Annotated in this window: 24 protein-coding genes; 13 read left to right on the plus strand and 11 right to left on the minus strand. The window is 63.9% G+C overall.

Annotation, left to right across the window (positions count from 1 at the left end):
* Positions 1–169: 169 nt before the first annotated feature.
* Positions 170–868 carry a GntR family transcriptional regulator gene (locus AB6802_RS22005; protein WP_371012282.1) on the minus strand — a complete coding sequence of 233 codons (699 nt, stop codon included), beginning with the start codon at positions 866–868 and terminating at the stop codon, positions 170–172.
* A gap of 229 nt (positions 869–1,097) precedes the next feature.
* Between AB6802_RS22005 and uxuA the strand changes: the two genes are divergently transcribed.
* A complete protein-coding gene (gene uxuA / locus AB6802_RS22010) occupies positions 1,098–2,282 on the plus strand; it encodes a mannonate dehydratase (RefSeq protein WP_371012283.1) in 1,185 nt (394 codons plus the stop codon).
* Positions 2,283–2,288: 6 nt separating this feature from the next.
* On the opposite strand, the gene AB6802_RS22015 is transcribed toward uxuA, so the two are convergent.
* Positions 2,289–3,101: a LuxR C-terminal-related transcriptional regulator gene (locus tag AB6802_RS22015; RefSeq protein WP_371012284.1), complete on the minus strand. Its 813-nt coding sequence runs from the start codon at positions 3,099–3,101 to the stop codon at positions 2,289–2,291.
* Positions 3,102–3,220: 119 nt separating this feature from the next.
* Here AB6802_RS22015 and AB6802_RS22020 point away from each other — a divergent pair, with 119 nt between their 5' ends.
* The 8 genes from AB6802_RS22020 to AB6802_RS22055 all read left to right on the plus strand — a co-directional run bounded on the left by AB6802_RS22020 (position 3,221) and on the right by AB6802_RS22055 (position 12,063).
* A complete protein-coding gene (locus AB6802_RS22020; RefSeq protein WP_371012285.1) occupies positions 3,221–4,357 on the plus strand; it encodes an ABC transporter ATP-binding protein in 1,137 nt (378 codons plus the stop codon).
* Entirely contained in the window at positions 4,338–5,501 is a 1,164-nt protein-coding gene (locus AB6802_RS22025) for a PotD/PotF family extracellular solute-binding protein (RefSeq protein ID WP_371012286.1), read from the plus strand. The genes AB6802_RS22020 and AB6802_RS22025 overlap by 20 nt, the downstream gene beginning before the upstream one ends.
* A gap of 47 nt (positions 5,502–5,548) precedes the next feature.
* The gene (locus AB6802_RS22030; protein WP_371012287.1) at positions 5,549–6,442 is read left to right on the plus strand and encodes an ABC transporter permease; all 894 of its coding nucleotides are present in this window, start codon (positions 5,549–5,551) and stop codon (positions 6,440–6,442) included.
* Entirely contained in the window at positions 6,442–7,254 is an 813-nt protein-coding gene (locus AB6802_RS22035; protein ID WP_371012288.1) for an ABC transporter permease, read from the plus strand. Before AB6802_RS22030 ends, AB6802_RS22035 begins: the two co-directional genes overlap by 1 nt.
* An 11-nt stretch (positions 7,255–7,265) precedes the next feature.
* Positions 7,266–8,027 (plus strand): SDR family NAD(P)-dependent oxidoreductase, encoded by a 762-nt coding sequence (locus AB6802_RS22040; protein WP_371012289.1) that lies wholly within the window; start codon positions 7,266–7,268, stop codon positions 8,025–8,027.
* A 408-nt stretch (positions 8,028–8,435) separates the two neighbouring features.
* Entirely contained in the window at positions 8,436–9,809 is a 1,374-nt protein-coding gene (locus AB6802_RS22045; RefSeq protein WP_371012290.1) for a glutamine synthetase family protein, read from the plus strand.
* 2 nt (positions 9,810–9,811) lie between these two features.
* Positions 9,812–11,113, plus strand: coding sequence for an NAD(P)/FAD-dependent oxidoreductase (locus tag AB6802_RS22050; RefSeq protein WP_371012291.1), 1,302 nt, complete (start codon positions 9,812–9,814; stop codon positions 11,111–11,113).
* Between the two features lie 167 nt (positions 11,114–11,280).
* Positions 11,281–12,063 (plus strand): DeoR/GlpR family DNA-binding transcription regulator, encoded by a 783-nt coding sequence (locus tag AB6802_RS22055; RefSeq protein ID WP_371012292.1) that lies wholly within the window; start codon positions 11,281–11,283, stop codon positions 12,061–12,063.
* Positions 12,064–12,079: 16 nt separating this feature from the next.
* Here the strand turns inward: AB6802_RS22055 and AB6802_RS22060 are convergent, their stop codons facing one another.
* The 6 genes from AB6802_RS22060 to AB6802_RS22085 all read right to left on the minus strand — a co-directional run bounded on the left by AB6802_RS22060 (position 12,080) and on the right by AB6802_RS22085 (position 17,850).
* Positions 12,080–12,589 carry an L-2-amino-thiazoline-4-carboxylic acid hydrolase gene (locus tag AB6802_RS22060; RefSeq protein WP_371012293.1) on the minus strand — a complete coding sequence of 170 codons (510 nt, stop codon included), beginning with the start codon at positions 12,587–12,589 and terminating at the stop codon, positions 12,080–12,082.
* Positions 12,586–13,365 (minus strand): ATP-binding cassette domain-containing protein, encoded by a 780-nt coding sequence (locus AB6802_RS22065; protein ID WP_371012294.1) that lies wholly within the window; start codon positions 13,363–13,365, stop codon positions 12,586–12,588. Before AB6802_RS22065 ends, AB6802_RS22060 begins: the two co-directional genes overlap by 4 nt.
* Positions 13,362–14,171: an ABC transporter ATP-binding protein gene (locus AB6802_RS22070; RefSeq protein WP_371012295.1), complete on the minus strand. Its 810-nt coding sequence runs from the start codon at positions 14,169–14,171 to the stop codon at positions 13,362–13,364. The genes AB6802_RS22065 and AB6802_RS22070 overlap by 4 nt, the downstream gene beginning before the upstream one ends.
* Positions 14,168–14,998, minus strand: coding sequence for an ABC transporter permease (locus AB6802_RS22075; RefSeq protein ID WP_371012296.1), 831 nt, complete (start codon positions 14,996–14,998; stop codon positions 14,168–14,170). Before AB6802_RS22075 ends, AB6802_RS22070 begins: the two co-directional genes overlap by 4 nt.
* Complete coding sequence (locus AB6802_RS22080) at positions 14,995–15,981, minus strand: ABC transporter permease (protein WP_371012297.1); 987 nt, start codon at positions 15,979–15,981, stop codon at positions 14,995–14,997. The genes AB6802_RS22075 and AB6802_RS22080 overlap by 4 nt, the downstream gene beginning before the upstream one ends.
* A gap of 258 nt (positions 15,982–16,239) precedes the next feature.
* Positions 16,240–17,850 (minus strand): ABC transporter substrate-binding protein, encoded by a 1,611-nt coding sequence (locus tag AB6802_RS22085; protein ID WP_371012298.1) that lies wholly within the window; start codon positions 17,848–17,850, stop codon positions 16,240–16,242.
* A 344-nt stretch (positions 17,851–18,194) separates the two neighbouring features.
* Here AB6802_RS22085 and AB6802_RS22090 point away from each other — a divergent pair, with 344 nt between their 5' ends.
* Positions 18,195–19,385 carry a M24 family metallopeptidase gene (locus AB6802_RS22090; protein WP_371012299.1) on the plus strand — a complete coding sequence of 397 codons (1,191 nt, stop codon included), beginning with the start codon at positions 18,195–18,197 and terminating at the stop codon, positions 19,383–19,385.
* A gap of 75 nt (positions 19,386–19,460) precedes the next feature.
* Here AB6802_RS22090 and AB6802_RS22095 read toward each other — a convergent pair whose 3' ends face one another.
* From AB6802_RS22095 to AB6802_RS22105, 3 genes are read right to left on the minus strand one after another with little or no spacing between them, the layout of a single operon-like run.
* Positions 19,461–19,877 (minus strand): cupin domain-containing protein, encoded by a 417-nt coding sequence (locus AB6802_RS22095; protein ID WP_371012300.1) that lies wholly within the window; start codon positions 19,875–19,877, stop codon positions 19,461–19,463.
* A gap of 3 nt (positions 19,878–19,880) precedes the next feature.
* Positions 19,881–20,747, minus strand: coding sequence for a phosphoenolpyruvate hydrolase family protein (locus AB6802_RS22100; RefSeq protein WP_371012301.1), 867 nt, complete (start codon positions 20,745–20,747; stop codon positions 19,881–19,883).
* A 6-nt stretch (positions 20,748–20,753) separates the two neighbouring features.
* A complete protein-coding gene (locus AB6802_RS22105) occupies positions 20,754–21,950 on the minus strand; it encodes a Tm-1-like ATP-binding domain-containing protein (protein ID WP_371012302.1) in 1,197 nt (398 codons plus the stop codon).
* A gap of 109 nt (positions 21,951–22,059) precedes the next feature.
* Between AB6802_RS22105 and AB6802_RS22110 the strand changes: the two genes are divergently transcribed.
* The 3 genes from AB6802_RS22110 (at position 22,060) to AB6802_RS22120 (ending at position 25,403) form a co-directional block, all read left to right on the plus strand.
* The gene (locus tag AB6802_RS22110) at positions 22,060–22,755 is read left to right on the plus strand and encodes a TetR/AcrR family transcriptional regulator (RefSeq protein ID WP_371012303.1); all 696 of its coding nucleotides are present in this window, start codon (positions 22,060–22,062) and stop codon (positions 22,753–22,755) included.
* Positions 22,756–23,111: 356 nt separating this feature from the next.
* Entirely contained in the window at positions 23,112–24,428 is a 1,317-nt protein-coding gene (locus AB6802_RS22115; RefSeq protein ID WP_371012304.1) for an ABC transporter substrate-binding protein, read from the plus strand.
* A 69-nt stretch (positions 24,429–24,497) separates the two neighbouring features.
* A complete protein-coding gene (locus AB6802_RS22120; RefSeq protein ID WP_371012305.1) occupies positions 24,498–25,403 on the plus strand; it encodes a carbohydrate ABC transporter permease in 906 nt (301 codons plus the stop codon).
* The last annotated feature ends 2 nt before the right edge of the window (positions 25,404–25,405 follow it).

A 25,405-nucleotide genomic window follows, 5' to 3' on the forward strand; every position in this document is an offset into this window, starting at 1 on the left:
CGAAACTTCAGCGCAATGATCTACGCTTGCGCATCCGTCATCAACTCACGCTGATTCTCAACAGGCCCTAGAGCAATCTCAGGAAAAGTGTGAGCGGTTTTCCGTCTGGAAATTGCGACAAAACAAAGAGATAGAGCGGTTCGCCGTTTCCGTGAAACGGTGAAACGCTCTAGTTGCGCAATTGCGGGAACTTCACCTGGCCGAGGATGTGTGTCGCGCCCTCGTCGATGTCGCGCACGATGGCCGAACGGGCGCGATCGCCGTCGCCCGCCTCGATCGCCGCGACCACCTCCTCGTGATAGTCGATGCCGAGAATGCCGGCGAGATCGTCCTCGAATCCGACGCGCAGGTTTCTGAGGAATGGACCGACCTGCATCCACACCGTCTCGATCAGGAAAATCATCTGCTCGTTGCCGCAATGGCGGTAGATCGAGAATTTGAAGTCGTGGTTCCTGCGCAGATAGTCGTCGATATCGCCGCTGCGGGCGGCCTGGGTCAGCTCGGCGCAGTGACGGCGGATGGCGCGCAAATTGTTGCCGTTGATGCGCTTGGTGGCGAGTTCGGTCGCCGTGCCTTCCAGGATCGTACGCACTGCGGTCAGTTGCTGAAAGCGCTCGGCGGAGATCAGCGGCACCTCGACGCTGCCGTTCGGCATCGGGCTCAGCGCCCGCAGCGCCTGCAGCCGCGTAAAGGCGCTGCGTACCGGCATATCGCTGGTGCCGAGCTCCTTGGCGAGCTTGCGCGACGTCAGTTTCTGACCGGGCTGCAACTGACCCGACATCAGCGCCCGCACGAGCTCCAGATAGACTTTCTCATGCAGTGGAGCGCTATCGACAGCGGTCAGTCCGAATTGCGATTTGTCGATCATTGGCTAAGCGTTACTTCATTCGTCCTGAAAACTGTCGCGCCGTTCAATCCGCCGCCGCGATACTTGGGCAGCAGTTCTTGGAGCCGCACGATAGACGGTTAACGCGCGCCGCTGCAAGGGAGGGCAGGGCAGGTGTCCCCAGGCGGTCCGCGATCTTGCCGCGCCCAGTCGATTTGACGGCCATTGCCGTCCGACAATATGGTCGCTGGCAATCACGGAAGGGACAATCATGGAACAATGCTGGCGCTGGTACGGCCCAAACGATCCGGTCACGCTCGACCATGTCAGGCAGGCCGGCGCGACAGGGATCGTGTCGGCGCTGCACAACATCTATGACGGCAGCGCCTGGCCGCTGGAGGCCATCCTCGAGCGCAAGCGCATCATCGAGGCGGCGGGGCTGACCTGGTCGGTGGTGGAGAGCATTCCGGTCCATAATTCGATCAAGACCGGCACACCGGAGCGTGAGTGTTACGCCGCTTGGTACAGGGATACGATCCGGTCGCTGGCCAAGGCCGGCATCTCCACCATCTGCTACAATTTCATGCCGGTAGTCGACTGGACCCGCACCGATCTGATGTACCGGCTGCCGACCACCGGCTACGCCTTGCGCTTCGATGCGCTCGACTTCGCCGCTTACGATGTTTTCGTGCTGAAGCGGCCGAATGCCGAGGCGAGCTACAGCCCGGCGCGCCTCAGGGAAGCGGAGACGCGGCTGCACGAGCTCAGCGCCGAGGACATCGATAAGATCGAGCGCAATCTGATCGCCGGCCTGCCGGCCACGGAACGCACCTATAACCGCGACACGATGCGCGACGCGCTCGCCGATTACGCGGCGATCGGCCCGGCGGAGCTGCGCGCCAACCTTGCCTGGTTCCTGAAGGAGATCATCCCGGCCGCCGAGGAAGTCGGGGCGCGCATGTGCATCCATCCCGACGATCCGCCCTTCTCGCTCTACGGCCTGCCGCGCGTCGTCTCTACCGCCGACGATGCACGCTTCATCCTGGAGACGGTCGACAGCCCATCGAACGGCCTGACCTTCTGCACCGGCTCCTACGGCGTGCGCGCCGACAATGACCTGGTCGCGATGATCGGGGAATTCGGCCCAAGAATCCATTTCGCGCATCTGCGCAACGTGACGCGCGAGGCGGACGGCTCCTTCTACGAGGCCGAGCATCTGGAAGGCTCAACCGACATGGCCGAAGTGATCCTGGCGCTGATGAAGGAAGAGGCGCGCCGGCGCAAGGAAGGCCGCTCCGACTGGCGCATCCCGATGCGACCCGACCACGGCCACCTGCTTGCCGACGACATTGGCAAGACGAAGATCAACCCCGGCTACTCGCTGATCGGCCGCCTCAAAGGCCTCGCCGAACTGCGCGGCATCATGCGGGCCGTGGAACGATTCGAACTGGCTTGAGGCGGGTTATCCGAGGCGCGCGTCGATGATTTCGACGAAGCGCGCGAACAGGCCGGCCTGCGACTTGATCTTGAGCTTGCGGTAGATGTTGCGGCGGTGAACCTTGACGGTTCCCGGCACGATCCTCAGTGCCCTGGCGATCGATTCCGTGGAGTGGCCCTGGAGCACGAGGTCGACGACCTGCTTCTCGCGTGACGTCAGCGACAGGCTCTTCCAGATATGCGTGCGATCCATCTCGTTGGCCATCGCGATGGGCTCACCGGAGGGTGGGGCGACAATCTCGTCGGCCGGCAGGGCCGGCCAGCGCAGCTTGCAAAAACCGATCACGGCCGGCGCCATGTCGCGCAGCAGCCTGGCGTCGGCGGTCCCGAACGGCCCCGAAGTGCGCAGCCGCATCAGCGACAGCACCAGCGCATCCTTGCCGGCCAGCGGCACGAAGAAGCCGACCTCCTCGGCCAGCCGCGTCTGGCTGTAATAGGAGCGGTAATATTCGCTGGCATAGAAGCGGTCCGGCGCGAGCTCGCGCATACGCCAGAACCCCTCCTTGCGCTCGACCGCGGCGTGGTGAAACGGGTCGAGAAGATAGGGCCCTTCCTGATACAGCGCGACGAAGATGTGGCTTTCGGTCGGCGAGAAGGTCTCGAACAGAAGCGGCGGGCGTGTTGCGCCGCGATAGCCGAAGATCACGCAGTGATCGAAACCGACATGTCCGCGCAGCCAACCGACGATCGCCCTGCCGAAATGGTCACCGGCGGCCTCGCGCGTCGCGGCGATGGCGCTTGCCAGAGCGTTGTAGTCGTCGCTGCGGGACGTCGCCAAACTATACCCCTCTAAACGATAAAATCGGCTGAATATACCACCTGCGAGGTATATACTAGCCGCTATTGGCTCTGATAGCGTCGAGGAAATTGCCTCACCCTGTCGCTGGAGCCCGTGGTTTGACTGCAGTGCCCGATATCGAGTTTCGCGCGGTCACCAAGCGCTACGGCGCCGTCACCGCCGTCAGCGGCATCGACCTTGCCATCCCGCCATCCGCCTTCGTGGCGCTGCTTGGACCGTCCGGCTGCGGCAAGACGACGTGCCTGCGCATGATCGGCGGCTTCGAGCAGCCGAGCGAAGGCCAGGTGCTGATCCGCGGCCGCGACATGGTCGGAACGCCGCCCTACCGGCGTCCGGTCAACATGGTGTTCCAGCAATATGCGCTGTTCCCGCATCTGGATGTCGAGGAAAACATCTCCTACGGGCTGCGCCAGGCGAGACCCAGGCTGTCGTCGCGCGAGATCTCCTCAAGGGCCGGCGAGGCGCTCGCCATGGTGCAGCTCGCCGGCTATGGCCGCCGCAAGATCCATGAATTGTCGGGCGGCCAGCAGCAGCGCGTCGCACTGGCCCGCGCCCTGGTCAACAAGCCCGCCGTGCTGTTGCTCGACGAGCCGCTGGCGGCGCTCGACAAGAAGCTGCGCACCGACATGCAGATCGAACTGCAGAACCTGCAGCGCGAAATCGGCATCACCTTCGTCCTGGTCACCCACGACCAGGAAGAGGCGTTGTCGATGAGCGACTTCGTCTGCGTCATGAATGGCGGCCGCGTCGTCCAGCTCGGGCAGCCGAGCGAGATCTATGACGAGCCGGCCGATCTGTTCGTCGCCGATTTCGTCGGCAAGACCAATCTGTTGAGCGGCAAGGTGGTCGGCATTTCGGGCGATCTCGTCGATGTATCGCTTGCCGACGGCACGGTGATTGCGGCGCGCAAGCGGGCACCGCTCGCCCGGGGCGAGGCCGTGTCGGTCAGCCTGCGTCCGGAATCGCTGAGCCTCTCCGCACCCGGCGGCGGCGCGTTCACAGGCATCGTCCGCAACCGGATTTTCCTCGGCTCGACCGCGGAATACGCGATCGAGGTTGAAGGTATCGGATCACTGCTTGCCAAGGCCGACCACATCATCGGCCAGGGCAACCTGTTCAAGCCGGGCGAATCCGTCGCCATCGGCTTTGCCGCCGGAGCGCCGCTGGCGTTTCCGGAAGCCAAGAATAACGGGACCAACCAGAGGGAAGACCAACATGCCGAAATCCTATCGTGACGGACTGCCGATAAGCCCCGAGAAATTCGTCGATCAACTGATGCGCCTGAAGCGCGGCTCGATCAGCCGCCGCGACTTCCTTGGCCTCACCGGCCTTGGTGTCGCCACCGCGGTCATGGCGCGCGAGCTCGGCATCATGCCGACGCCGGCCTTTGCCGCCGAGAACCTTGGCGACCGCATGTCGATCGCCACCTGGCCGAACTATCACGACCCGCAGACATTCGAGAACTTCAAGGCTGACACGGGTGTCGCCGTCGAGGTCAATGTCTTTGGCTCGAACGAGGAGATGCTGGCCAAGCTGCAGGCCGGCGGCTCGGGCTGGAGCCTGTTCGTGCCAACCAACTACACGATCTCGACCTACAAGAAGCTCGGCATCATCGAGCCGCTCGACATGGCCAAGCTCGGCAATTTTGATGGCAGCAAGGAAGATGCCCGCTTCACCGCCGAAGGCACCATCGACGGCAGAATCTACGCCGTGCCGAAGAACTGGGGGACGACCGGCTTTGCCGTCAACACCAAGAAGCTCACCAAGCCGATGACGAGCTGGAAGGAGTTCTGGGACACGGCCATGACTGAGGCCGACGGCCGCACCATGGTGCATGATTATCAGCTGACCACGATCGGCAATGCGCTGAAATATTATGGCTATTCGTTCAACTCGCTGAAGCAGGACGAACTGGCCAAGGCGGAAGAATTGTTGATCAAGGTCAAGCCGCATCTGTTCGCGGTGTCGAGCGACTATCAGCCGGGCATGCGCGCCGGCGATGCCTGGATGACGATGTGCTGGACCAATGACGGCGCGCAGCTGCATCGCGACATTCCCGAGATCGCCTATGTGCTCGGCAAGGAAGGCGGCGAGATCTGGACCGACTTCTATGCCATCCCGAAAGATGCGCCGAACAAGCCGGCGGGCTATGCGCTGCTCAACTATCTGATGAATCCCAAGGTCGCGGTGAAGGAGCATCTCGCCAATGGCGCGCCCTCGACCGACGCCCGCGTCAACGCGCTGCTGCCGAAGGAGGTGCTGGACAATCCGATCCTCTATCCGGCCGCGGACCTGTTGAAACCCCTCGAGTTCGGCGCCGCCGCGACGCTCACCGATCCGGGCCGCGCCGAATTGATGGCGCGCTTCAAGTCGGCTTGAGCGGCACCGGCCACAAACCCGAACCAGACAATGCGACCGGAGGACAAATGCCCGCCGGTCCCGGAGTGGCTTTCCCGATGCGCGGCAGTCTCTTTCGCAAGAATCTCGTGACGGCGCTGCTGCTCGCTCCGGCGACGCTGTGGCTGGTCGTCTTCCTGGTCCTGCCCTTCGTCGCCATCGCCATCTTCAGTGTCGGCGAGCGGGCGCCCGAAGGCGGCTACCAGGCGGCCTTCACGCTGGCGCAATACGCCAATTTGCCGGCGCGGGCGACCGCCTTCTGGAACACTATGGTGCTGGCGCCGGTCGGAGCGTTGGCCTGCCTGTTCGTCGCCTATCCCGTCGCCTATTATCTGGCGCTGCGCGCGCCGGAGCGTTGGCGGCTGATCCTGCTCGCGTTGATCGTCATTCCGTTCTGGACCAGCCTTCTGATGCGCACCTATGCCTGGATGTACATCCTTGGCGGGCGCGGTATCCCGGCGCTGCTCGCCTATGTCGGCATCGAAGACCTCAGGCTGATCAACACGCCGGGCGCCGTACTGCTCGGCATCGTCTATGGCTATCTGCCGCTGATGATCCTGCCGATCTATGTCAGCCTCGAGCGGCTCGACCGACGGCTCCTGGAAGCCTCGGCCGATCTCGGCGCCACGCCCTTGTCGACCTTCCTTGGCGTGACGCTCAGATTGTCGCTGCCAGGTGTGATGACCGGCTTCTCGTTGGTGATGATCCTTTTGCTCGGCGAATATCTGATCCCGACGCTGCTCGGCGGCGGCAAGGTGTTCTTCATAGGCAACGCACTGGTCGACCTCTTCCTGCAGTCGCGCAACTGGCCGTTCGGATCGGCCATCGCCATCACGCTGGTGGCGGTCTCGGTGGTGGTGCTGGTCATTGCCAACCGCATCTCGACCCGGCTGTCGGGCGCTCGCCGTGTGGACCTGATTTGATGCGCGCCTTCGTCGTTGCCGTCTTTGCCTTCCTTTACCTGCCGATCGCGCTGGTGGTGCTGTTTTCTTTCAACGCCGGCCAGCACGCCAGCGAGTTCACCGGCTTTTCCGTGCAATGGTATGGCAAGGCACTGTCGAACCCGTTCCTGGTCGAGGCGCTGAAGAACAGCCTGTTCATCGCCACCACCAGCGCGTTGCTTGCCGCCTTCTGCGGTACGGCCGCGGCGCTTGGGCTGCAGCGGGTCGGCGCGCGGACGCGGGCGGTCTTCGATAGCCTGCTCGGCGCGGCGATCGTCGTTCCGGGCGTCGTCATCGGCATTTCGACGCTGGTGGCGCTGGTGCAACTGTTCGGCGTGGTCAATCCGTTCATCGCGTCGCTCTGGCCGGGCGACCAGCCGCCACGGCTGTCGCTCGGTTATGGGTCGATCATCGCCGCGCACGGCCTGTTCTCGATGGCGCTGGTGACGATGATCGTCGGCACGCGGCACGCGAGCCTCGATCGCAACCTGGTCGAAGCGTCCAGCGACCTCTATGCCACGCCGCTGACGACGTTCCGCTCGATCGTGCTGCCGCAGATCATGCCGGCGGTGATCGCCGGCTTCCTGCTCGCCTTCACCTTCTCCTTCGACGATTTCATCATCGCCTTCTTCGTCGCCGGCGCGCAGACGACGCTGCCGATCTATGTCTTTGCCTCGATCCGACGCGGCGTGACGCCGGAAATCAACACCATTGCGACGATCGTGCTCGCCGCATCGGTCCTGCTCGTGCTGCTCGCACAATGGCAGCTCGGTCGCCGAAAGCCATCGCCTTGAAAGACAAATCCATGATTTTGAAAGATCGCATCGCCGTGGTGACGGGCGCTGGTTCCGGCATCGGCCGTGCCGGCGCCATGATCATGGCGAGCGAAGGGGCCGCCGTGATCATCGCCGACCGGGATCCGATGGCTGGCGAGGCGGCTGCGTTAGACATCCGCGAAGCCGGCGGTCGGGCCGAGGCGATGGCTACCGATGTGAATGACGACAAGGCGATCGAGGCGCTCATTGCCGGGACGCTCAGCAAATACGGCCGGATCGATATCCTGCATAACCATGCCGGCATCCAGGTCGGCGGCACGCTGACCGAAGTCGGCACCGACGGCATGGATGCCTCCTGGCGGATCAATGTGCGGGCGCAGTTCCTCGCGGCCAAGGCGGCCATGCCGGCGATGATTGCCCAGGGCGGCGGCGTCATCCTCAACACCGCGTCCAATTCCGGCGTCTTCTATGATCGCGAGATGATCGCCTATGCCACGTCCAAGCATGCGGTGGTGGCGATGACCAGACAGATGTCGCTCGACTACGCCAGGCACAATGTACGCGTCAATGCGCTCTGCCCGGGCTGGGTCGACACGCCCTTCAACGAGCCTTTTATCGCCCAGATGGGCGGGCGCGGTGCGATCGAGACCTATGTGCGCACCAAAATCCCGATGGGTCGCTGGGCGAGCGCTGAAGAGATCGCCGAGGCGATCCTTTTTCTCGTCTCCGATCGCTCGTCCTTCATGACGGGACAGGCGCTGGTGATCGATGGTGGCGAGAGCATCGGCTGAGCCGAGGCCATCGGTCCACGATAGCAGCTCGCAACATGCGCACTTGCTTCTGGCTGGATGATCGGTCAAACCATATCCATCAACGAGACGTGACATGGATTTCATCGCCGGTATTTCTGTTTTGATTGGCCGACCGTTCTCAAACACGGCCATGAAGACCTGCGTTTTGACGGGTCATCGCTGATCATGCGCTGCTGCCGGCACGAGAATCTGCAACGCGCCGAGGAGACGAAAGTCGGTTCGCACGTCGTTCGCGACGGTTGGACCGAAGGGGTCTCCCGCCGCTCGATCCGGCCGCTTGGCCGGTCATCAGGCGGGCGTCCGTTCCTCGGATAAAGCAGCCTCGACAACGCCCCACCGGAACGGACATGCCCGCCGAAGCGATTCCTCTTCGTACGGACATGATCAATGCCTGACAAACAAGACACTTCCCTTTCCAGCGGCGCCGACGCGCGAGACTGGCTGAAGACGCATGCGGTAAGCGAGGTCGAATGCCTCGTGCCCGATGTGAACGGCGTGCTGCGCGGCAAGGCGCTGCCGACGGCCAAGTTCCTGCAGTCACTCGAGGACCGGGCGCTCTATCTGCCGAGCAGCGCCTTTCTCGTCGCCATCGACGGCCGCTATTCCGGTTCCATCGACGAGGGCTTTGCCTATTCGGACCCGGACATGCGCATGGTGCCGGACATTTCCACGCTGTGCCCAGCGCCTGGCAACCCCGGCAAGGCCTATGTGTTTGCCGACGCCTTCCACCTGGACGGCCGCGCCTGGATGGCCTCGCCGCGCCACGTGCTGAGGACGGTGCTCGACCTTTACCGCCAGCGCGGCTGGCGCGCGGTGATGGCGCCGGAAGTCGAATTCTACCTGACCGCGCCCAACCCCGATCCGGACCGGCCGCTGACCGCACCGGTCGGGCGCAACGGCCGGCCGGAAAGCGTGCAGCATCCTTACGACATGCAGGCGCTGGAGGAATTCGAAGCGGTGACGCGGCGCCTCTACGAGCATGCCGCGACCGCCGGTCTGCCGCTCGACACGCTGATCCACGAATCCGGCACGGCACAGCTCGAGATCAACCTGCTGCACGGCGATCCTCTGGCGCTTGCCGACAAGGTGCTCTTGTTCAAGCGGCTGGCGCGCCAGATCGCGCAGGCGAATGGCATGCACGCCACCTTCATGGCCAAGCCGATCGCGGCGCAGGCCGGCAGCTCGATGCATCTGCACATGTCGATCGTCGACGAGAAGGGCGAGCCTTTGTTTGCCGGCAAGGATGGCGACGACACCGAGATGTTTTCGCAGTTCATCGGCGGCCTGCAGAAATACATCCCCGAAATCATGCCGCTGTTTGCGCCGCATGTGAATTCGTATCGCCGCATCCGGCCGAACCACAGCGCGCCGGCCAACATCGAGTGGTCGCACGACAACCGCTCCTGCGGCCTGCGCGTGCCGATGGGCGGACGCGCCGCGCGGCGGATCGAGAACCGGCTGCCTGGCGCCGACGCCAACCCGTATCTGGCGATGGCCGGCTCGCTGATCGCCGGTTATCTCGGCATCGAGGAGAAGCTTGCCCGCTCGCCCGAGGCCTTCGGCAATGCCTATCGCAGCCGCAGCAACCTGCCCAAGACAATGGAGGAAGCGCTCGACCGTTTGGCCGCCTGCGAGCCGGTGCGGGCGCTACTCGGCGAGGATTTCTTCCAGACCTACCTGCGCGTCAAGAGCGTCGAGCTCGACCTGTTCCAGAGCGTGGTGACGTCCTGGGAACGCGACCATCTGTTGCTCAAGGTGTGACCATGGCAACCCGTTCAACAGGTTTCAATGCCGGTCTCGATATCGGCAAATCCTATTATGTCGCCACCGCCAGTCCGGCGCCGGACCATCCGGCGCTTGCGGGTGACGTCGAAGCCGATCTGGTGGTGGTCGGCGGCGGCTGCACCGGCCTGTCGGCAGCGCTTCATGCCGCCGAGCGGGGCTTGAAGGTCGTGCTGCTCGAAGGCGGCAAGATCGGCTGGGGCGCCTCGGGCCGCAATGGCGGCCAGATGATTCCCGGCCTGCGCAAGGGCGCCAGGGGGCTGGTCAAGACGTTCGGGCCGGAGCGGGCGAAGGCGCTGTTCGACCTCGCCTTCGAAGCGCGCGGGCTGGTGCTCGACATCATCGAGCGCCACGCCATCGATTGCGACCTGCGCCTGACCGGCCATCTGGTCGGCGCCGTCAACAACTCGGATCTCAGCGATTTCGAGGCGGAGGCCGAGTGCCTCGCCAAGGTGATGAAGTTCACCGATGTCGAGATCCTTTCGGCGGCGCAGGCGCGGCAAAAGGTGAACACACCCTACCAAGGCGCGGTTTTCGAGCCGCTCGGTGGCCACATGCATCCGCTGAACTACACGCTGGGGCTTGCCCGCGCGGCTGCCGCTGCAGGTGTCGTCATCCACGAGAACTCGGTCGCGGTGCGGCTGGAACGCGAACCATCGATCCGCGTCCATACCGACAAGGGTTCTGTCCGCGCCCGGCATGTGGTGCTGGCCGGCGATGCGCTGCTGCAAGGGCTGGAGCCGCGCGTCAACAGCCGCATCATGCCGGTCGGCAACTATATCGTCGCCACCGAGCCGCTGGATGGCAAGGCCGATATCATCCCGGCCGATGTCGCGGTGTCCGACACGCTGTTCGTGGTCAACTACTATCGCAAGTCGGCCGACGGCCGGCTGCTGTTCGGCGGCGGCGAGCGCTATACGCCGTCGCCGCCAGCCGACATTGCCGGCTTCGTGCGGCCGCATATGGAAAAGACCTTTCCGCAATTGCGCGGCTGCCGGATCGACCATGCGTGGGGCGGACTGGTGTCGGTGACGACGTCGCGGCTGCCGCATGTCGGGCACTATGGCGAGGTCTATTTCGCGCATGGCTATTCCGGCAAAGGCGTCATCTTGTCGACGCTTTCGGGCAAGCTGTTGGCGGAAGCGATCACCGGCGATGCCTCACGGCTCGACCTGTTCTCGACGCTGACGCCGCTGCCCTTCCCGGGCGGCACGGCGTTGCGTGGGCCGCTCTATGTGCTCGGCATGCTGTGGTACGCCATGCGCGACCGGCTCAGGCATTAGAGCAATTCCAGGAAAAGTGTGAAACGGTTTTCCGTCCGGAATTGCGTCGAACAAAGGGATAGAGCGGTTCATCGTTTCCGTGAAACAATGAATCGCTCTGGCTGGCTTCCTGTCCCTGGCATGGCTAATGTCCCCACGCCGGGAACGAAATCCCGCGAAGGGCGACCATGGATATCGAGCCGAGCCGGCTGACCAAGAAAGAACGCCATGAGCTGATCCTGTCGGAGGTGCGGCGCTCGGCCTCGATCCGTATCTCCAAGCTGGCGCGGCGTATCGGTGTGGCAGGCGAGACCATCCGTCGCGACCTGATCGAGCTCGGCGATGCCGGGCTGATCAACCGCACCTATGGCGGGGCGACCATCTCGCTGATGACGTCGGAGCCGGTGATTTCCGAGCGCGGGCTCACGCTGGTCGAGGAGCGCGCCCGCGTCGGACGTGGCGCTGCCGGCCTGGTCGAGAACGGCCGCATCGTGATGATCGATGGCGGCTCGACGACTTACGAGGTGGCGCGCAGTCTCTCGCAGTTGCGGCGGGATCTGACCGTCATCACCAATTCGGTCGGCATCGCCTCCGTCACCGGCGCGAATCCGAGTTTTCGCGTTATCCTTTGCCCCGGCACCTATGACAGCCGCGAAGCCAGCGTGCTCGGCGAGGATACCGTCGAATTCGTTCGCCGCTACAATGCCGATATCGCCATCATCGGTGCGTCGGCCGTCAACGGCGACGGGCCGAGCGACACGATTTCCGGCGCGGCGGCGGTGAAGCGGGCGATGATGGCACGGTCGCTGTCGGCGATGCTGGTCGTCACCAATGACAAGTTCGGCCGCAGCAGCCTGGAGCGCGTGTGCGCGCTGAGCGAGCTTTCCGACGTTGTCACCGACAGGGAGCCGGAGGCGGAGCTGCGCGCCGCCATTGACGAAGCCGGCGGCGAGCTGCACGTCTTTGCTTAAGCGGGCTCGTAGCCGGCTAAGCGTCCCGATTGGTCAGCGCGATGTGGCAGCAGCCACTGCCATGCCCTGGCGTCCAGGTGACATTGGCGAAACGCACGCCGGTCGCTTCGAACAGGCCGCGATCAAAGGCGCCGGCGATGCGGCAGAGCGTGGCGAGCTTGTCCTCGCCGACGCCGGCCTCGACCCAGGCGTCTTTCAGCGGACAGCGCTTCACCTTGAAGGCGATGTGGTCGGGGCCGCGATCGACATCGGTCGGATACATGCGGCCGCCGTCCGGGCTGACAGCGAGAAAGGCTTCGCCAATCGCCGGCGCGTCATTGGGTCCGAAGCCGGCGAAGGCCGCGGCCGCGACTTCCCGGCCGCGCTTCTCGATGCTGCGGATCATCACCGCTTCCGCTTGCGCGGCGCCGAGCTCAGCGGTCAGCTCGTCGAGGAAGAGGCGATAGAGATCGGCGCGGTTGCGGAAGGCGGAGTCCAGCTCGCGCGACAGTTTCTCGGCTCTGGCTGCGTCGGCTTCGGTGGTCATAATGTTGTTTCCCTGTTCAGTTTCGGCATCGCTGCCACCAGCGCCTTGCCGATCGCCGATTGCGGGTCGGCGATGACGGCGCGGGCATCGCCGCTTTCGACGATGCGGCCGGCGTCGAGGATCGCGACGCGATGGGCAATGGCACGGATGACGCCGAGGTCATGTGAAATGAAAAGATAGGAGATCCGTTCCTGTCGCTGCAGGTCGAGCAGCAGGTCCAGGATCTGTCCGCGCACCGAAACGTCGAGCGCCGATACCGCCTCGTCGAGCACGATCAGCGACGGCCGGGTGGCGATGGCGCGCGCGATCGCCACACGCTGGCGCTGACCACCGGAAATCTCGTGGATGGCGCGCATGGCAAGAGCGGCGTGGAGGCCGACGCGCTCCAGCAGGCTCGCGATGCGGCTCGGGCGTTCTGCGCGCGAGGCAATATCGTGGATGCGCAACGGATCATCCAGCACACGCGCCACGGTGGCGCGCGGATTGAAGGCTGCCAGCGGATCCTGGAACACCATCTGCAGCTTTGCCCGCCTGGCGCGCAGCGTGGCGCCCGACAGGGCGAGGAAATCCTCGCCTTCAAATTCGATGCGACCGGTATCGGGCTCGATCAGCCTCAGCACCAGCCTTGCGATCGTCGATTTGCCGCTGCCGGACGGGCCGGCGAGCGCCAGCGTCTCCGCCGGCGCGATCTCGAACGAGACATCATCGACGGCGGCAAAGCGCTCGCCGCCGCGGCGATAGTGCTTGGTTAGATTGGAGACGGTGAGCACGCTCATACCCGGGTGCCTTGCCGATCAAGCAGCGGCTGGGCGTCGAGGCCGAGATAAGCGTCGAGCAAGGCGCGCGTATAGGCGTGGCGCGGGGCCTCGATGACCTGGCGGGTTTCGCCGAATTCGACCAGTTCGCCATGCCGCAGCACCGCGATGCGGTCGGCAAGCGTGGCTGCCAGCGCGATGTCGTGGCTGATGAAGAGCAGCGTCATGCCGTCCTCGGCGACCAGTTGCCGAATAAGCGTGACGATCTCGGCCTGGACGATGGTGTCGAGCGCGCTGGTCGCCTCGTCGGCGATGAGTAGTCTCGGGCCAGCGACGATGGCGGCGGCAATCGCCACACGCTGTTTTTGGCCGCCAGAGAGCTGGTGCGGATAGGCGTGCAGGATGGCGTCGGGGTTGGGCAGATGCACACGTTTGAGCAGGGTTTTCGCCCGGGCGTAGGCGTCGCGCCAGCCGAGGCCGAGATGCGTGCGGACGACTTCGGCGATCTGTTTGCCGACCGGCATGATCGGGTCCAGGCTGGAGGAGGGGTCCTGGAAGACGAAGCCGATGTCGCGGCCGAGGTGGGGGGCCTTTGCGCCAGCGTCCGCCGGCAAAAACCACTCAATGCGTCCGTCAATCCCGGCACTTCCCGGCAACAACCCCGCAACCGCCAGCGCCAGTGTGCTCTTGCCCGAACCGCTTTCACCGATGATCGCCAGGCGCTCGCTGCCCTCGACGTCCAGGCTCACACCTTTCAGCGCCGTCACCTCGACACCATCGCGCCGATACCGCACCGCAAGATCGCGAATGGACAGCAGCGCGGTCACGACAGGCTCCTGCGCATGGCAGTGCTTTCGACCACGCCTTCGCCGGCGAGATAGACGCCGAGCACGGTCAGCACCAGCGCCACGCCCGGAACGATCGACAGAAACGGCGCGGTGCGCAAAACCGTGCGGCCCTCGGCGATCATGCCGCCCCAGGTGACGCGGTTGGGATCGCCGAGGCCAAGGAAGGACAGCGCCGCCTCGGTCAGGATCGCCGCCGCCACGATCACCGAAGACAGCGCCAGCACCGGCGGCAAGGCATTGGGCAGAACCTCGCGAAAGGCGATTTCGAGCGGATGCATGCCGATGACGCGCGCACCGGCGACATAGTCGCGCTCGCGGATCGACAGCACTTCCGCGCGCGCCACCCGCGCCGGCCCGGTCCAGGCGCCGAGCGCGATCGCCGCGACGACGACCCCGAGCGATGGCCCGACGATGCTGACGAAGGCCAGCGCAAGCAGAAAACTCGGCACGGTCTGGAAGGCGTCGGTGATGCGCATCAGCACTTCGTCTATCGGGCCGCCGGCGAAGCCGGCCAGCGTGCCGACCACGGCGCCGATCAGAAGGGCGGCGGTCGCCGCCGCCAGCCCCACCGCCAGCGAGGTGCGGGCGCCGTGGAACAATTCGGCGAGCACATCGCGGCCGAGACGGTCGGTGCCGAGCGGCAGCGCCCAGTTCTGGAACGGCGGCAGCAACGCCGGACCGGCGATCGCTTGCGGGTCGCCCGGGAACAGCAGCGGCGCGGCGAGGGCCATGGCGACCAGCAAAGCGAGGATGAGCGAACCGGCGATTGCCTCCGGTGTGCGAAAGAAGCGACGCAGCCGGCTCATGCGCCGGCCTCGCCGGCGCCGACGCGCGGGTCGAGGAAGGCGTAGGCGAGGTCGACGAGGAGGTTGATGACGATGACCAGAACGGCGCTGGTGAGGATGATGCCAAGCAGCAGTGGCGTGTCACGTCCGGCGACGGCCTCCTGCGCCAGCCGTCCAAGTCCGGGCACGGCAAAGACGCTTTCGATGACGACGCTGCCACCCAGCATCTGCGCCGATTGCAGGCCGAGCATGGTGATCAGTGGCAACAGCGCGTTGCGGGCGACGTGGGCAAGCACGATGCGGCGGCGCGACAGGCCGCGCGCGCGGGCGGCAAGGACAAAGTCCTGGCGCCAGGCTTCGGCCATGCCGGCGCGCATCATGCGCAGATAGAGTGCCAGATAGATGAAGCCGAGCGCCGAGACCGGTAGCACGAGGTGGACGACGATGTCGGCGGTCCTTGCCAGACCGGTCTTGCCGGAGGCGATGCTCTCGATGCCGCCGATCGGCAGCCAGCGCAGGTCGACGGCAAAGACGACGATCAACACCAGGCCGAGCCAGAAGCCGGGCACGGCGTAAAGCGCCAGCGAACCGATCGACAGGAAGCGGTCGCGGAAGCTGCCGGGTCTGGCGCCGGCATAGATGCCGAGCGCCGAGCCGAGACCAAAGGACAGCGCGGTGGCGCTGCCCATCAGGATCAGCGTGGTCGGCAGGCGTTCGAGGATGATTTCGCGGATCGGCCTGGAGAAAGTAACCGACTGGCCGAGGTCGAGATGCAGCAGCGCCCAGAGATAGTTGGCGAGGCGGGTAAATTCCGATTGGTCGAGGCCCCAGCGGTGGCGCAGCAATTCGATCATGCCGGCATCGCCGCCGGTCGAGACGATGTAGGCGTCGACAGCATCGCCGGGGGCTGCTTCGAGGAGGAGGAAGCTGCCGATGACGACGATCAGCAGCACGAAGACGCTGCCGACGAGGCGGCGGCGGATAAGGGTGAGGGCGCGGGTCATGGGGAAGCCTGGTTGAGGCTAAGCCATGGGCGTCGAGCTCTACGGCGCCCCCCTCTGTCCTGCCGGACATCTCCCCCCCTTGGGCGGAGATCAGCCGTCGGCGCGGCTTTCGCCACCCTCCAACGTTCCAAGAATGGGCGGGGCGCGGAAGCTGCCAATCTCCCCCCTCGTGGGGGAGATGTCCGGCAGGACAGAGGGGGGCGCGAGGGAACTCTCATTCTCGAAACTGAGCACCCCGACAGGCAATCCGCAAGGAGATCAGCCGGCCAAATAGGTGTCCGCCCAGTTTGAAACCGCCCAGCGCGGATTGTTGGCGATGTTGCCGACCGTATCGCGCGCCACGCTGATGAAACTCCACTCCGCGACATTGATCAGCGGCAGATCGGCCGCGACCTTCTTCTGGAACTCCTTGTAGAGTTCGGTGCGCGCCGAGGTGTCGAGCGTTTCCGATGCCTTGGCGATCAGCGCGTCCAGATCGGCGTTCTTGTAGCCGCCCTGGTTGGAGAAGGGCACCCCGTCGGGAATGCCGCTCTGCACCAGGATGGTGGTCGAGATCGCCGGGTCGCCGCGAAACACCGGCGGGCCGACGGCGAGGTCGAAGGCGTGGTCGGTGTAGACGGCCTTGATGTGGGCTGCCGAGTCGTTGTTGACGATCTCGGCGTCGATGCCGATGGCGGCCAGTGCCTGGCGCAGATAATCGCCGAACTGTTTTGTTTCGTTGAAATAGGGCGCCGGCAGGAGTTTCAGCGCAAAGCGCTTGCCGTCGTCGGTACGCTTGTAGCCGGCTTCGTCGAGCAGCGCGTTGGCCTTGGCGACGTCGAAGGGATAGGTCGGCACATCGGCGGTGTAGAATTGCGGATCGTTCTTCGGCACCGGGCCGGTCGCGGTCGCGGCATAGCCGAGGAAGACCGTCTTGACGACGAAGTCCTTGTCGATGGCATACGCAATCGCCTGGCGCACTTTCAGGTCGGCCAGTTCCTTGCGGCGATGGTTGATCTCGACGACGAGCTGGTAGGTCAGCCCCTCATAGCCCTTGGGGATGACCTTGAGGCCGGGCACCTTGGAGATGCGGTCGAGGTCGGCGAGCGGCACGGCGGAGAAGGCGGCGAGCTGAATCTCCTCGGCCTCGAGCGCCGCAGCGGCGGATGTGCGGTCGGGCAGCACCTGGTAGACGATCTCGTCGAGATAGGGCTCGTCCTTGCCCCAATAGGCATCGTTCCGGGTCAGCCGGTAATACTGGCCGGCCTTGTATTCGGCGAATTTGAACGGGCCGGTGCCGATCGGCGCGTTGTTGGCCGGATTGTCCTCGATCTTGCCAACCTCATAAACGTGCTTAGGCACGACGCTCGACAGCGCCGGCAGCGCATTGCGGATGAGCTGAAACGGCGTCGGCTTGGCGAATTTGAAGATTGCGGTCAGATCGTCGGGCGTGTCGACGGCCTCGAGGTCCTTGAACACGGTGCGGCCGAGATTCTGCAGCGGCTTCCAGATCCGCAGCGCCGAGAAGGCGACGTCGGCGGACGTGAAGGGCTTGCCGTCATGCCATTTCACGCCGTCGCGCAATTTGAAGGTCGCCGACAGGCCGTCGGCCGCCCCTTCCCAGGAAAGCGCCAGCCGCGGCTGCAGCCCATCCTTGCCGTCGAAGGAGGCTTCGGCCAACGTCTCGACGATCTTGCTGGAGATGAAGAAGACGCCGTTCGAGGCGACGATCGCCGGGTTGAGATTGCGCGGTTCGGAATCGGCGGCAAGCACGAGGCGCCCGCCTTTCTTCGGCGTCTGCGCCAGGCCGATGGTCGGCAGTGCGGTCGAGGTCAAAAGCAACGCGGAGCCGGCCAGCAGGCGGCGGCGTGAAATGGTGAATTCGGACATATTTCAACTCCCCTCTTCGCGCCTGAGCAGGCGCGGCAATCTCGAACAGTTGAGGATTATGGCCCTTGGCCAAGGTTTCGCCAGAGACGGATTTGGCGCATGCTGGCTTGGCTTTGAAATTTTCGTCCGCTGGACCAGTTATAACCGCAAGATAGAAGCGCAACAATCTGGTCGGACCAGATTGCGCGGGATGATGCACGGAGAATGGTTCTGATGTCGGAATTGACGACCATATGTCAATTCTGGCTGGACCAGGACGACCAAAATAATGCAGATTTAGCCGGTATCGGGATTCAAAGACGGATTGGCCGCCTGCAGGCCGATAAATTTCCAAGGAGAGGCAGATGAACATCGCTCCGGGCAAGACCGAAGTCAGCAGCATCCCGTTCGACCAGGCGCGGGTGGACCGGTTGATGGACGAGGCCGGCATCGACGTGCTGTTCGCCACCTCCAAGCACAACACGCAATATCTGCTCGGCGGCTACAAATTCATCTTTTTTGCCGCGATGGATGCGATCGGGCACAGCCGCTATTTGCCGATCGTCCTTTACGAGAAAGGCGGGCCGGAGCATGCGGCCTATATCGGCAACAAGATGGAGGGCGGCGAGCACCAGAACCATCCGTTCTGGACGCCGACACTGCACGCCGCCTGCTGGGGCACGCTCGACGCCGCCAATCTGGCGGTCGAGCATCTCAAGCAGATCGGCAAGGGCGCGGCGCGCATCGGCATCGAGCCGGGCTTCCTGCCGTCCGACGCCTACGCGCTGATCCGCAAGGCGCTGCCCGATGCCAAGCTGATCGACGCCACCGACATGCTGGAGAACATGCGCGCCATCAAGACGAAGGCCGAGCTCGAACAGCTGCGCACCGCCTCCGAGCTTATCACCGATTCCATGCTGGCGACGATCGCCTGGGCGCGCGAAGGCACGACCAAGGCCGACATCATCGAGCAGTTGCGGCGCGAGGAGACCAATCGCGGCGCGCATTTCGAATATTGCCTGCTGACGCTCGGCTCCAGCCACAACCGCGCTTCCTCAAATCAAGCTTGGAAGAAGGGCGAGGTGCTGTCGATCGATTCCGGCGGCAACTATCATGGCTATATCGGCGATCTCTGCCGCATGGGTGTGCTCGGCGAGCCGGACGCGGAACTCGAGGACCTGTTGGCTGAAATCGAGACGGTGCAGCAGGCAGCCTTCTCCAAGGTCAAGGCGGGCACGCTGGGCGGCGATATGATTTCGCATGCCGAGGGCGTGCTGAAAGCCTCGAAGGTCGCTCCCTATACGGACTTTTTCGCCCACGGCATGGGGCTGATCACGCATGAGGCGCCGTTCCTGATGACCAACCATCCGGTCGCCTATGAAGGCACCTATGCGGCAAAGCCGCTGGAGACCAACATGGTGCTCTCGGTGGAGACGACCATGCTCCACCCGACGCGCGGCTTCATCAAGCTGGAGGATACGGTCGCCGTGACCGACGCCGGCTATGTGATGTTCGGCGATCGCGGGCGCGGGTGGAACAGGGGTGGGATTTCGTAGATCGAAGGTCGGCGCTGCCCCTCATCCGCCCTTCGGGCACCTTCTCCCCGTAGAACGGGGAGAAGGAAAGTTTCATCACTGCCCCGCCGGTAGCAGCTTGAAATCCGGCAGTTCCCGCAACATCAGCTCCGGCCCGGCGGGCGAATAGACGACGAAGAGCTGCATCGGCCCATCACCGGTATTCAGCGTCGAATGGAAGCGGCTTTCCGGCACGTAGATGGTGCAGCCGGGTCCGACCTTGGCGACCACCGGATTGCCCTGCTCATCCTCGACCATCTGCTCGCCATTGCCGGAGATGACGAAAATGATTTCCTCGGCGCCGGGATGGTTGTGGCGTGTGTGGCCCTTGCCCGAGGGCAGGTCAACGACACCGCCGGAAAAGCGCTCAGCGCCGTTCACTTCCGGCGCGACGGTCAGCGACAGCTTGCCCCAGTCGAAGCCGAAGGCGCTGACATCTTTCGGGTAGACGAAAACCTTGCTCCTGTCGGCCATTGCTCATCCCTTCTTTTTCGTGGGTGGTGTCTTGTGCTCGCGAAGCGTGACGGCCTTGAAATCCGCCGTCTGCCTGGCGATCGCCGCTTCCGCCGGCAGCCGCTCCATCGAGCTCGCACCGTAGAAGCCATGCAGGCCCTTGCAGCGGTCGAGGATGTAACGGGCATCGTCGGGCATCGAGATCGGGCCGCCATGGCAAAGCAGTATGACATCCTTGCGCACCGAGCGCGCGGCATCGGCGATGGCGTCGATCTCGGTCACGCAGTCGTCGAGCGAGTTGGCCGAGGTGGCGCCGATCGAGCCGCCGGTCGTCACCCCCATATGGGCAACGACGATGTCGGCGCCGGCCTTGGTCATGGCGCGCGCCTCGTCAGGATTGAAAACGTAAGGCGTGGTCAGAAGGTCGAGCTTGTGCGCCTCGGCGATCATGTCGACCTCGAGGCCGAAGCCCATGCCGGTCTCCTCGAAACTCTGCCGCATTTTACCGTCGAACAGGCCGATGGTCGGGAAATTCTGCACGCCGGAAAAGCCCATCGTCTTCAGCTCGGCCAGAAGCAGCGGCATGATGACGAAGGGATCGGTGCCGTTGACGCCGGCCAGCACCGGCGTCCTCTTCACCACCGGAAGCACCTCATAAGCCATTTCCTTGACGATCTCATTGGCGTTGCCGTAGGCGAGCAGGCCGGCGGCCGAGCCGCGCCCGGCCATGCGGTAGCGGCCGGAATTGTAGATGATGATCAGGTCGATGCCGCCGGCTTCCTCGGCCTTGGCCGACAGGCCGGTGCCGGCGCCGCCGCCGACGATCGGCACGCCGTCGGCAATCATCTTGCGGAATTTTTCCAGAATCTTCTTGCGCGGGATGGCGGCCATCGGGTCTCAATTCTTGGCAATATCGAGGAAGGCTTCGGCCGCGGCCGTGGCAAAGGCGGGATCGTTGATGTGCAATGGCAGGCGCGTCGCGGTGCGATTCTTCGTCGGCCTGATCGTGCCTTCGATCGCGTCGAACAGCACAGCGTCGGCTTCCGGGTCGAAGAAGGCGCCGCCCTCGATATCGAGGGCGGATACGCCCTTTTCAGGGATCAGGAAGCGGACCGGACCGTCGCATTGGGCAAGCCTGCCGCCGATCCATTCGCCGATTCGGCGGCATTCCTCGATGGTGGTGCGCATCAGCGTGACGTTGGGATTGTGCTCGTAAAACAGGCGTCCGCGATAGCGCTCGGGAATGGTTGGCGGCGCCCAGAAATTGACCATGTCGAGCGCGCCGACCGAGCCGACATAGGGCAGGCCGGTGCGGGCAATCGCGCCGAAGCGATCTTCCGTCGCCGGCAGCACGCCGCCGAACAGCAAGTCGCAGACCTCTGTCGTTGTGATGTCGAGGACACCGGCAAGCAGGCCGGAATCGGCAAGCTTCTCCATCGAGCGGCCGCCGGCGCCGGTGGCATGGAAGACCATGCAGTCATAGTCGGCGCGCAGATGTTCGACGATCGCCGTCACGCAAGGCGTGGTGACGCCGAACATAGTGAGGCCCAGCGCCGGCTTGCCGGTGGCCGAGGGCGCCGGCTTCGCGGCCATGCCGGCGATCGCCTTGGCGGCGTTGTGCAACACGACGCGCGACAGCCGGTTGAGGCCTGCCATGTCCGTCACCGACGGCATCATGATGATGTCGGAAACGTCGACATAGGGTGCTGTGTCGCCGGAGGCGAGCGTCGAGATCATGATCTTCGGTAGCCCAAGCGGCAGCGCGCGCATGCCGGCGGTGACGATCGATGTGCCGCCGCCGCCGCCGATACCGATGACGCCGGCAACATCGTTGCGGGACTGGATGAAGCTGGTGAAAGCCGCGCCCATGCCGGCCACCGCCGTGCCGCGGTCATCGTTGCCAAGCACCGCGCTTGCGCCGTCAGGATGATGTGCCGCGACTTCGCTGGCCGCGACGTCGACCGGAACGGTGGCGCCGCGCGTGCCGATATCGACACGGGCGACCAGGCCGCCGGCAGCGGCGACGGCATCGGCGAGGAAGGCCAGTTCCTCGCCCTTGGTGTCGGCAGTGCCCACGACGTAGATGCGCTTCATCGCATTCCCCATCACCCGGCGCGCCTGGGGAGGCCACCGACCTTTTTTGCATGGCCGTCCTCGATGCGCGGGCCATTGCATTTTTTTGAGACGCGCGTATCGTATTGATATGGATGTCTCACGTCAACAAGCCGCTGTCCGCGACAGCGACGATCAGCCGCCGGCCGCCGAAAAGGGGCCGCGCGCCCGCACCAGGCGCCTGATGCTGGAGACCGCGACGAGGCTGATGCAGTCGGGCCTGACGCCTTCGGTCAGCGAGGTGGCCGAGGCGGCGCAGGTCTCGCGGGCGACGGCCTACCGCTATTTCCCGAGCCAGGCGGCGCTGGTGCAGGCGGTGGTCGACGAGGGGCTCGGACCGATCCTTACCTGGACATCCAATTCCAACGATGCGGAGCGGCGCGTGGCCGATCTTTTTGCCACCGCCATGCCGCGCATCGAGGCTTTCGAGGCGACGTTCAAGGCGGCGCTGAAATTGTCGCTCGATCAATGGGCGCGGCGCCAGGCGGGCACACTCGGGTCCGAGCCGGCTTTCACGCGGGGGCATCGCGTCGATTTGCTCAAGGATGCCATCGCGCCACTCAAGGGGCGTCTCAAGCCGCGCCAGTTCAAGCGCTTGGCGCAGGCGCTGTCGCTGATGTTCGGCGTCGAGGTGGTCACCGTGCTGAAGGATATCTGGGGGCTGGACAGCGCCGAAATGATGTCGGTCGCGCAATGGGCGGCGGGCGCGCTGGTGCGGGCGGCGATGGCGGAATCGGAGGCGAAATCGGCAGGAATGTTGGTCGCGTCTCAGGGAACAACCGCGTGAATCTGGTTCGACCAGATTGCGGAGACAGTTTTGGATGTTAATGGTGGTGACCCGCTCCTGACAAGCGCTCCACGTATCAAATAGTAGGAAAAACGAGGAAAAACAGACGGATATCGTAATGGTTGGCTCATCTGACTGCTATCGTCGCTTCAAGAAAGCGCTTGACGCCAAGCCAGAATTGGTAATACCAGATCAAGACAGATAAAGCGGATCAAAAGTGAAGGCCGCGATCCATTTTCCGGCAGGGGCGAGGAGGCCTGGAACCGGAGAGGCGCCATCACAGGAGGAACTACCAGGGCCGGCTTCGTCGCCGGCACGCATGACACGGTAGAATGCGCACAAGGGAGGAAATCATTATGCGCAAGTTAGTGACCAGCGTGCTTGCTGGTGTCGGCCTGGCGCTTGCCTGCGGGACGTCCGTCCACGCGCAGGAAAAGTCGCTCACCATCTTCTGGGCGGAGTGGGATCCGGCCAACTACCTGCAGGAACTCGGCAACGAGTACGAGAAGGAAACCGGCGTCAAGATCACGGTCGAAACCACGCCGTGGTCCGACTTTCAGACCAAGGCTTTCACCGAGTTCAACGCCCATGGCGACGCCTATGACCTCGTGGTCGGCGACTCGCAGTGGCTCGGCGCCGGCTCGACCGGCGGTCACTATGTCGACCTGACCGACTTCTTCAACAAGCACAATCTCAAAGAGGTGATGGCGCCGGCGACGGTCAAATACTACGCCGAATATCCCGGCAACAGCGGCAAGTATTGGGCGATCCCGCTCGAAGGCGACGCCGTCGGCTGGTCCTATCGCAAGGACTGGTTCGAGGACCCGAAGGAAAAGGAAGCCTTCAAGGCCAAGTATGGCTACGACCTCGACGTGCCGAAGGATTTCAAGGCGCTGCGCGACATCGCCGAATTCTTCTACCGTCCGGACCAAAAGAAATACGGCATCGCCATCTACACCGACAATTCCTATGATGCGATGGCGATGGGCTTCGAGAACGCCCTGTTCTCCTACGGCGGCGAACTCGGCGACTACTCGACATACAAGGTCGACGGTATCGTCAACTCCGACAAGGCCGTCGCGGCGCTCGATGCCTACAAGGAACTCTACAAGTTCACGCCTCCGGGCTGGGCCAAGTCGTTCTTCGTCGAGGACAACCAGGCGATCACCGAGAACCTCGCGGCGATGAGCATGAACTACTTCGCCTTCTTCCCCTCGCTGATCAACGAGTCGTCGAACCCGAACGCCAAGAACACCGGTTTCTTCGCCAATCCTCCGGGCCCGAACGGCGACCAGTTCGCGGCTCTCGGCGGCCAGGGCATCTCCATCGTCTCCTATTCGCAGAAGCAGGACGAGGCGATGAAGTTCCTCGAATGGTTCATCAAGGACGACACCCAGAAGAAATGGGCGGCGCTTGGCGGCTATACCTGCAGCGCGGCGGTGCTGAAATCGCCTGAGTTCCAGAGTGCCACGCCTTACAACAAGGCCTTCTACGAGACCATGTTCAAGGTGAAGGATTTCTGGGCCGTGCCGGAATATGCCGAACTGCTGCAGCAACTCAACCAGCGCATCTATCCCTACATGATCGGCGGCTCCGGCACCGCCAAGGAAACGCTGGACGCACTTGCCGCCGACTGGAACGCGACTTTCAAAAAATACGGCCGCGTGAAGTAATCGACATGCCTCGCGGAGGAGGCCTGAGAGGCCTCCTCCGTTTGTTTTTCAAGCTTCCGGAGCAGGGTTTTGGCGACCACGATGATCACCACGCTCGACAGGTCCTCGCGGGCCGCGGCGCGCGGCCTCAGCGACATTTCGATCCGCAATCTCTTCATCATCCCGACGATCCTGTTCCTGATCGTCTTCAACATCTTCCCGCTGATCTATTCGCTCGGCTATTCCTTCACCGATTTCCGCGCGTCGACCAATGCGCCGGCTAATTTCGTCGGGCTGCAGAACTATCGCGACCTGCTCAACGACCCTTATGTCTGGTCGAACTTCGCCATCACCGCGAAATACGTCATTGTCTCGGTCGTCGGACAGCTCTTCGTCGGCTTTGGCGTGGCGATGCTGCTCAACCGGGATATTCCGTTCAAGGGCCTTATCACTACGCTGCTGTTGCTGCCTATGATGCTGTCGATGGCCGTCGTCGGCCTGTTCTGGAAACTGCTTTACGACCCGTCATGGGGCGTCATCAACTATGCGCTCGGGCTCGGCAATTTCGAGTGGCTGGCAGATCCGAAAATGGCGCTCTATGCAGTCGCCCTGACCGATATCTGGATGTGGTCGCCCTTCGTCATGCTGCTGTCGCTGGCCGGCCTCTCGGCGGTGCCGAAACATCTCTACGAGGCCGCGGCGATCGACCGCGCCGGCCCGTTCTACACGTTCTTTCGCATCACTCTGCCGCTGGTCGCGCCGATCCTGATGATCGCGGTTATTTTCCGCACCATGGAAGCGTTCAAGACCTTCGATCTCGCCTACATTCTGACAAGCCAGCCGACGGCTGAACTTATCTCGATCCGGCTCTACAAGATGGCTTTCCAGGAATGGCAGACCGGGCGGTCCTGCGCCATGGCCTACATCGTGCTGATCATGGTGCTGGCGATCACCAACATCTACGTCAAATACCTGAACAAAGTGAAGGAGCGCTGACA

It is taken from the genome of Mesorhizobium sp. RCC_202, from assembly GCF_041355295.1.
Taxonomy (GTDB): domain Bacteria; phylum Pseudomonadota; class Alphaproteobacteria; order Rhizobiales; family Rhizobiaceae; genus Mesorhizobium.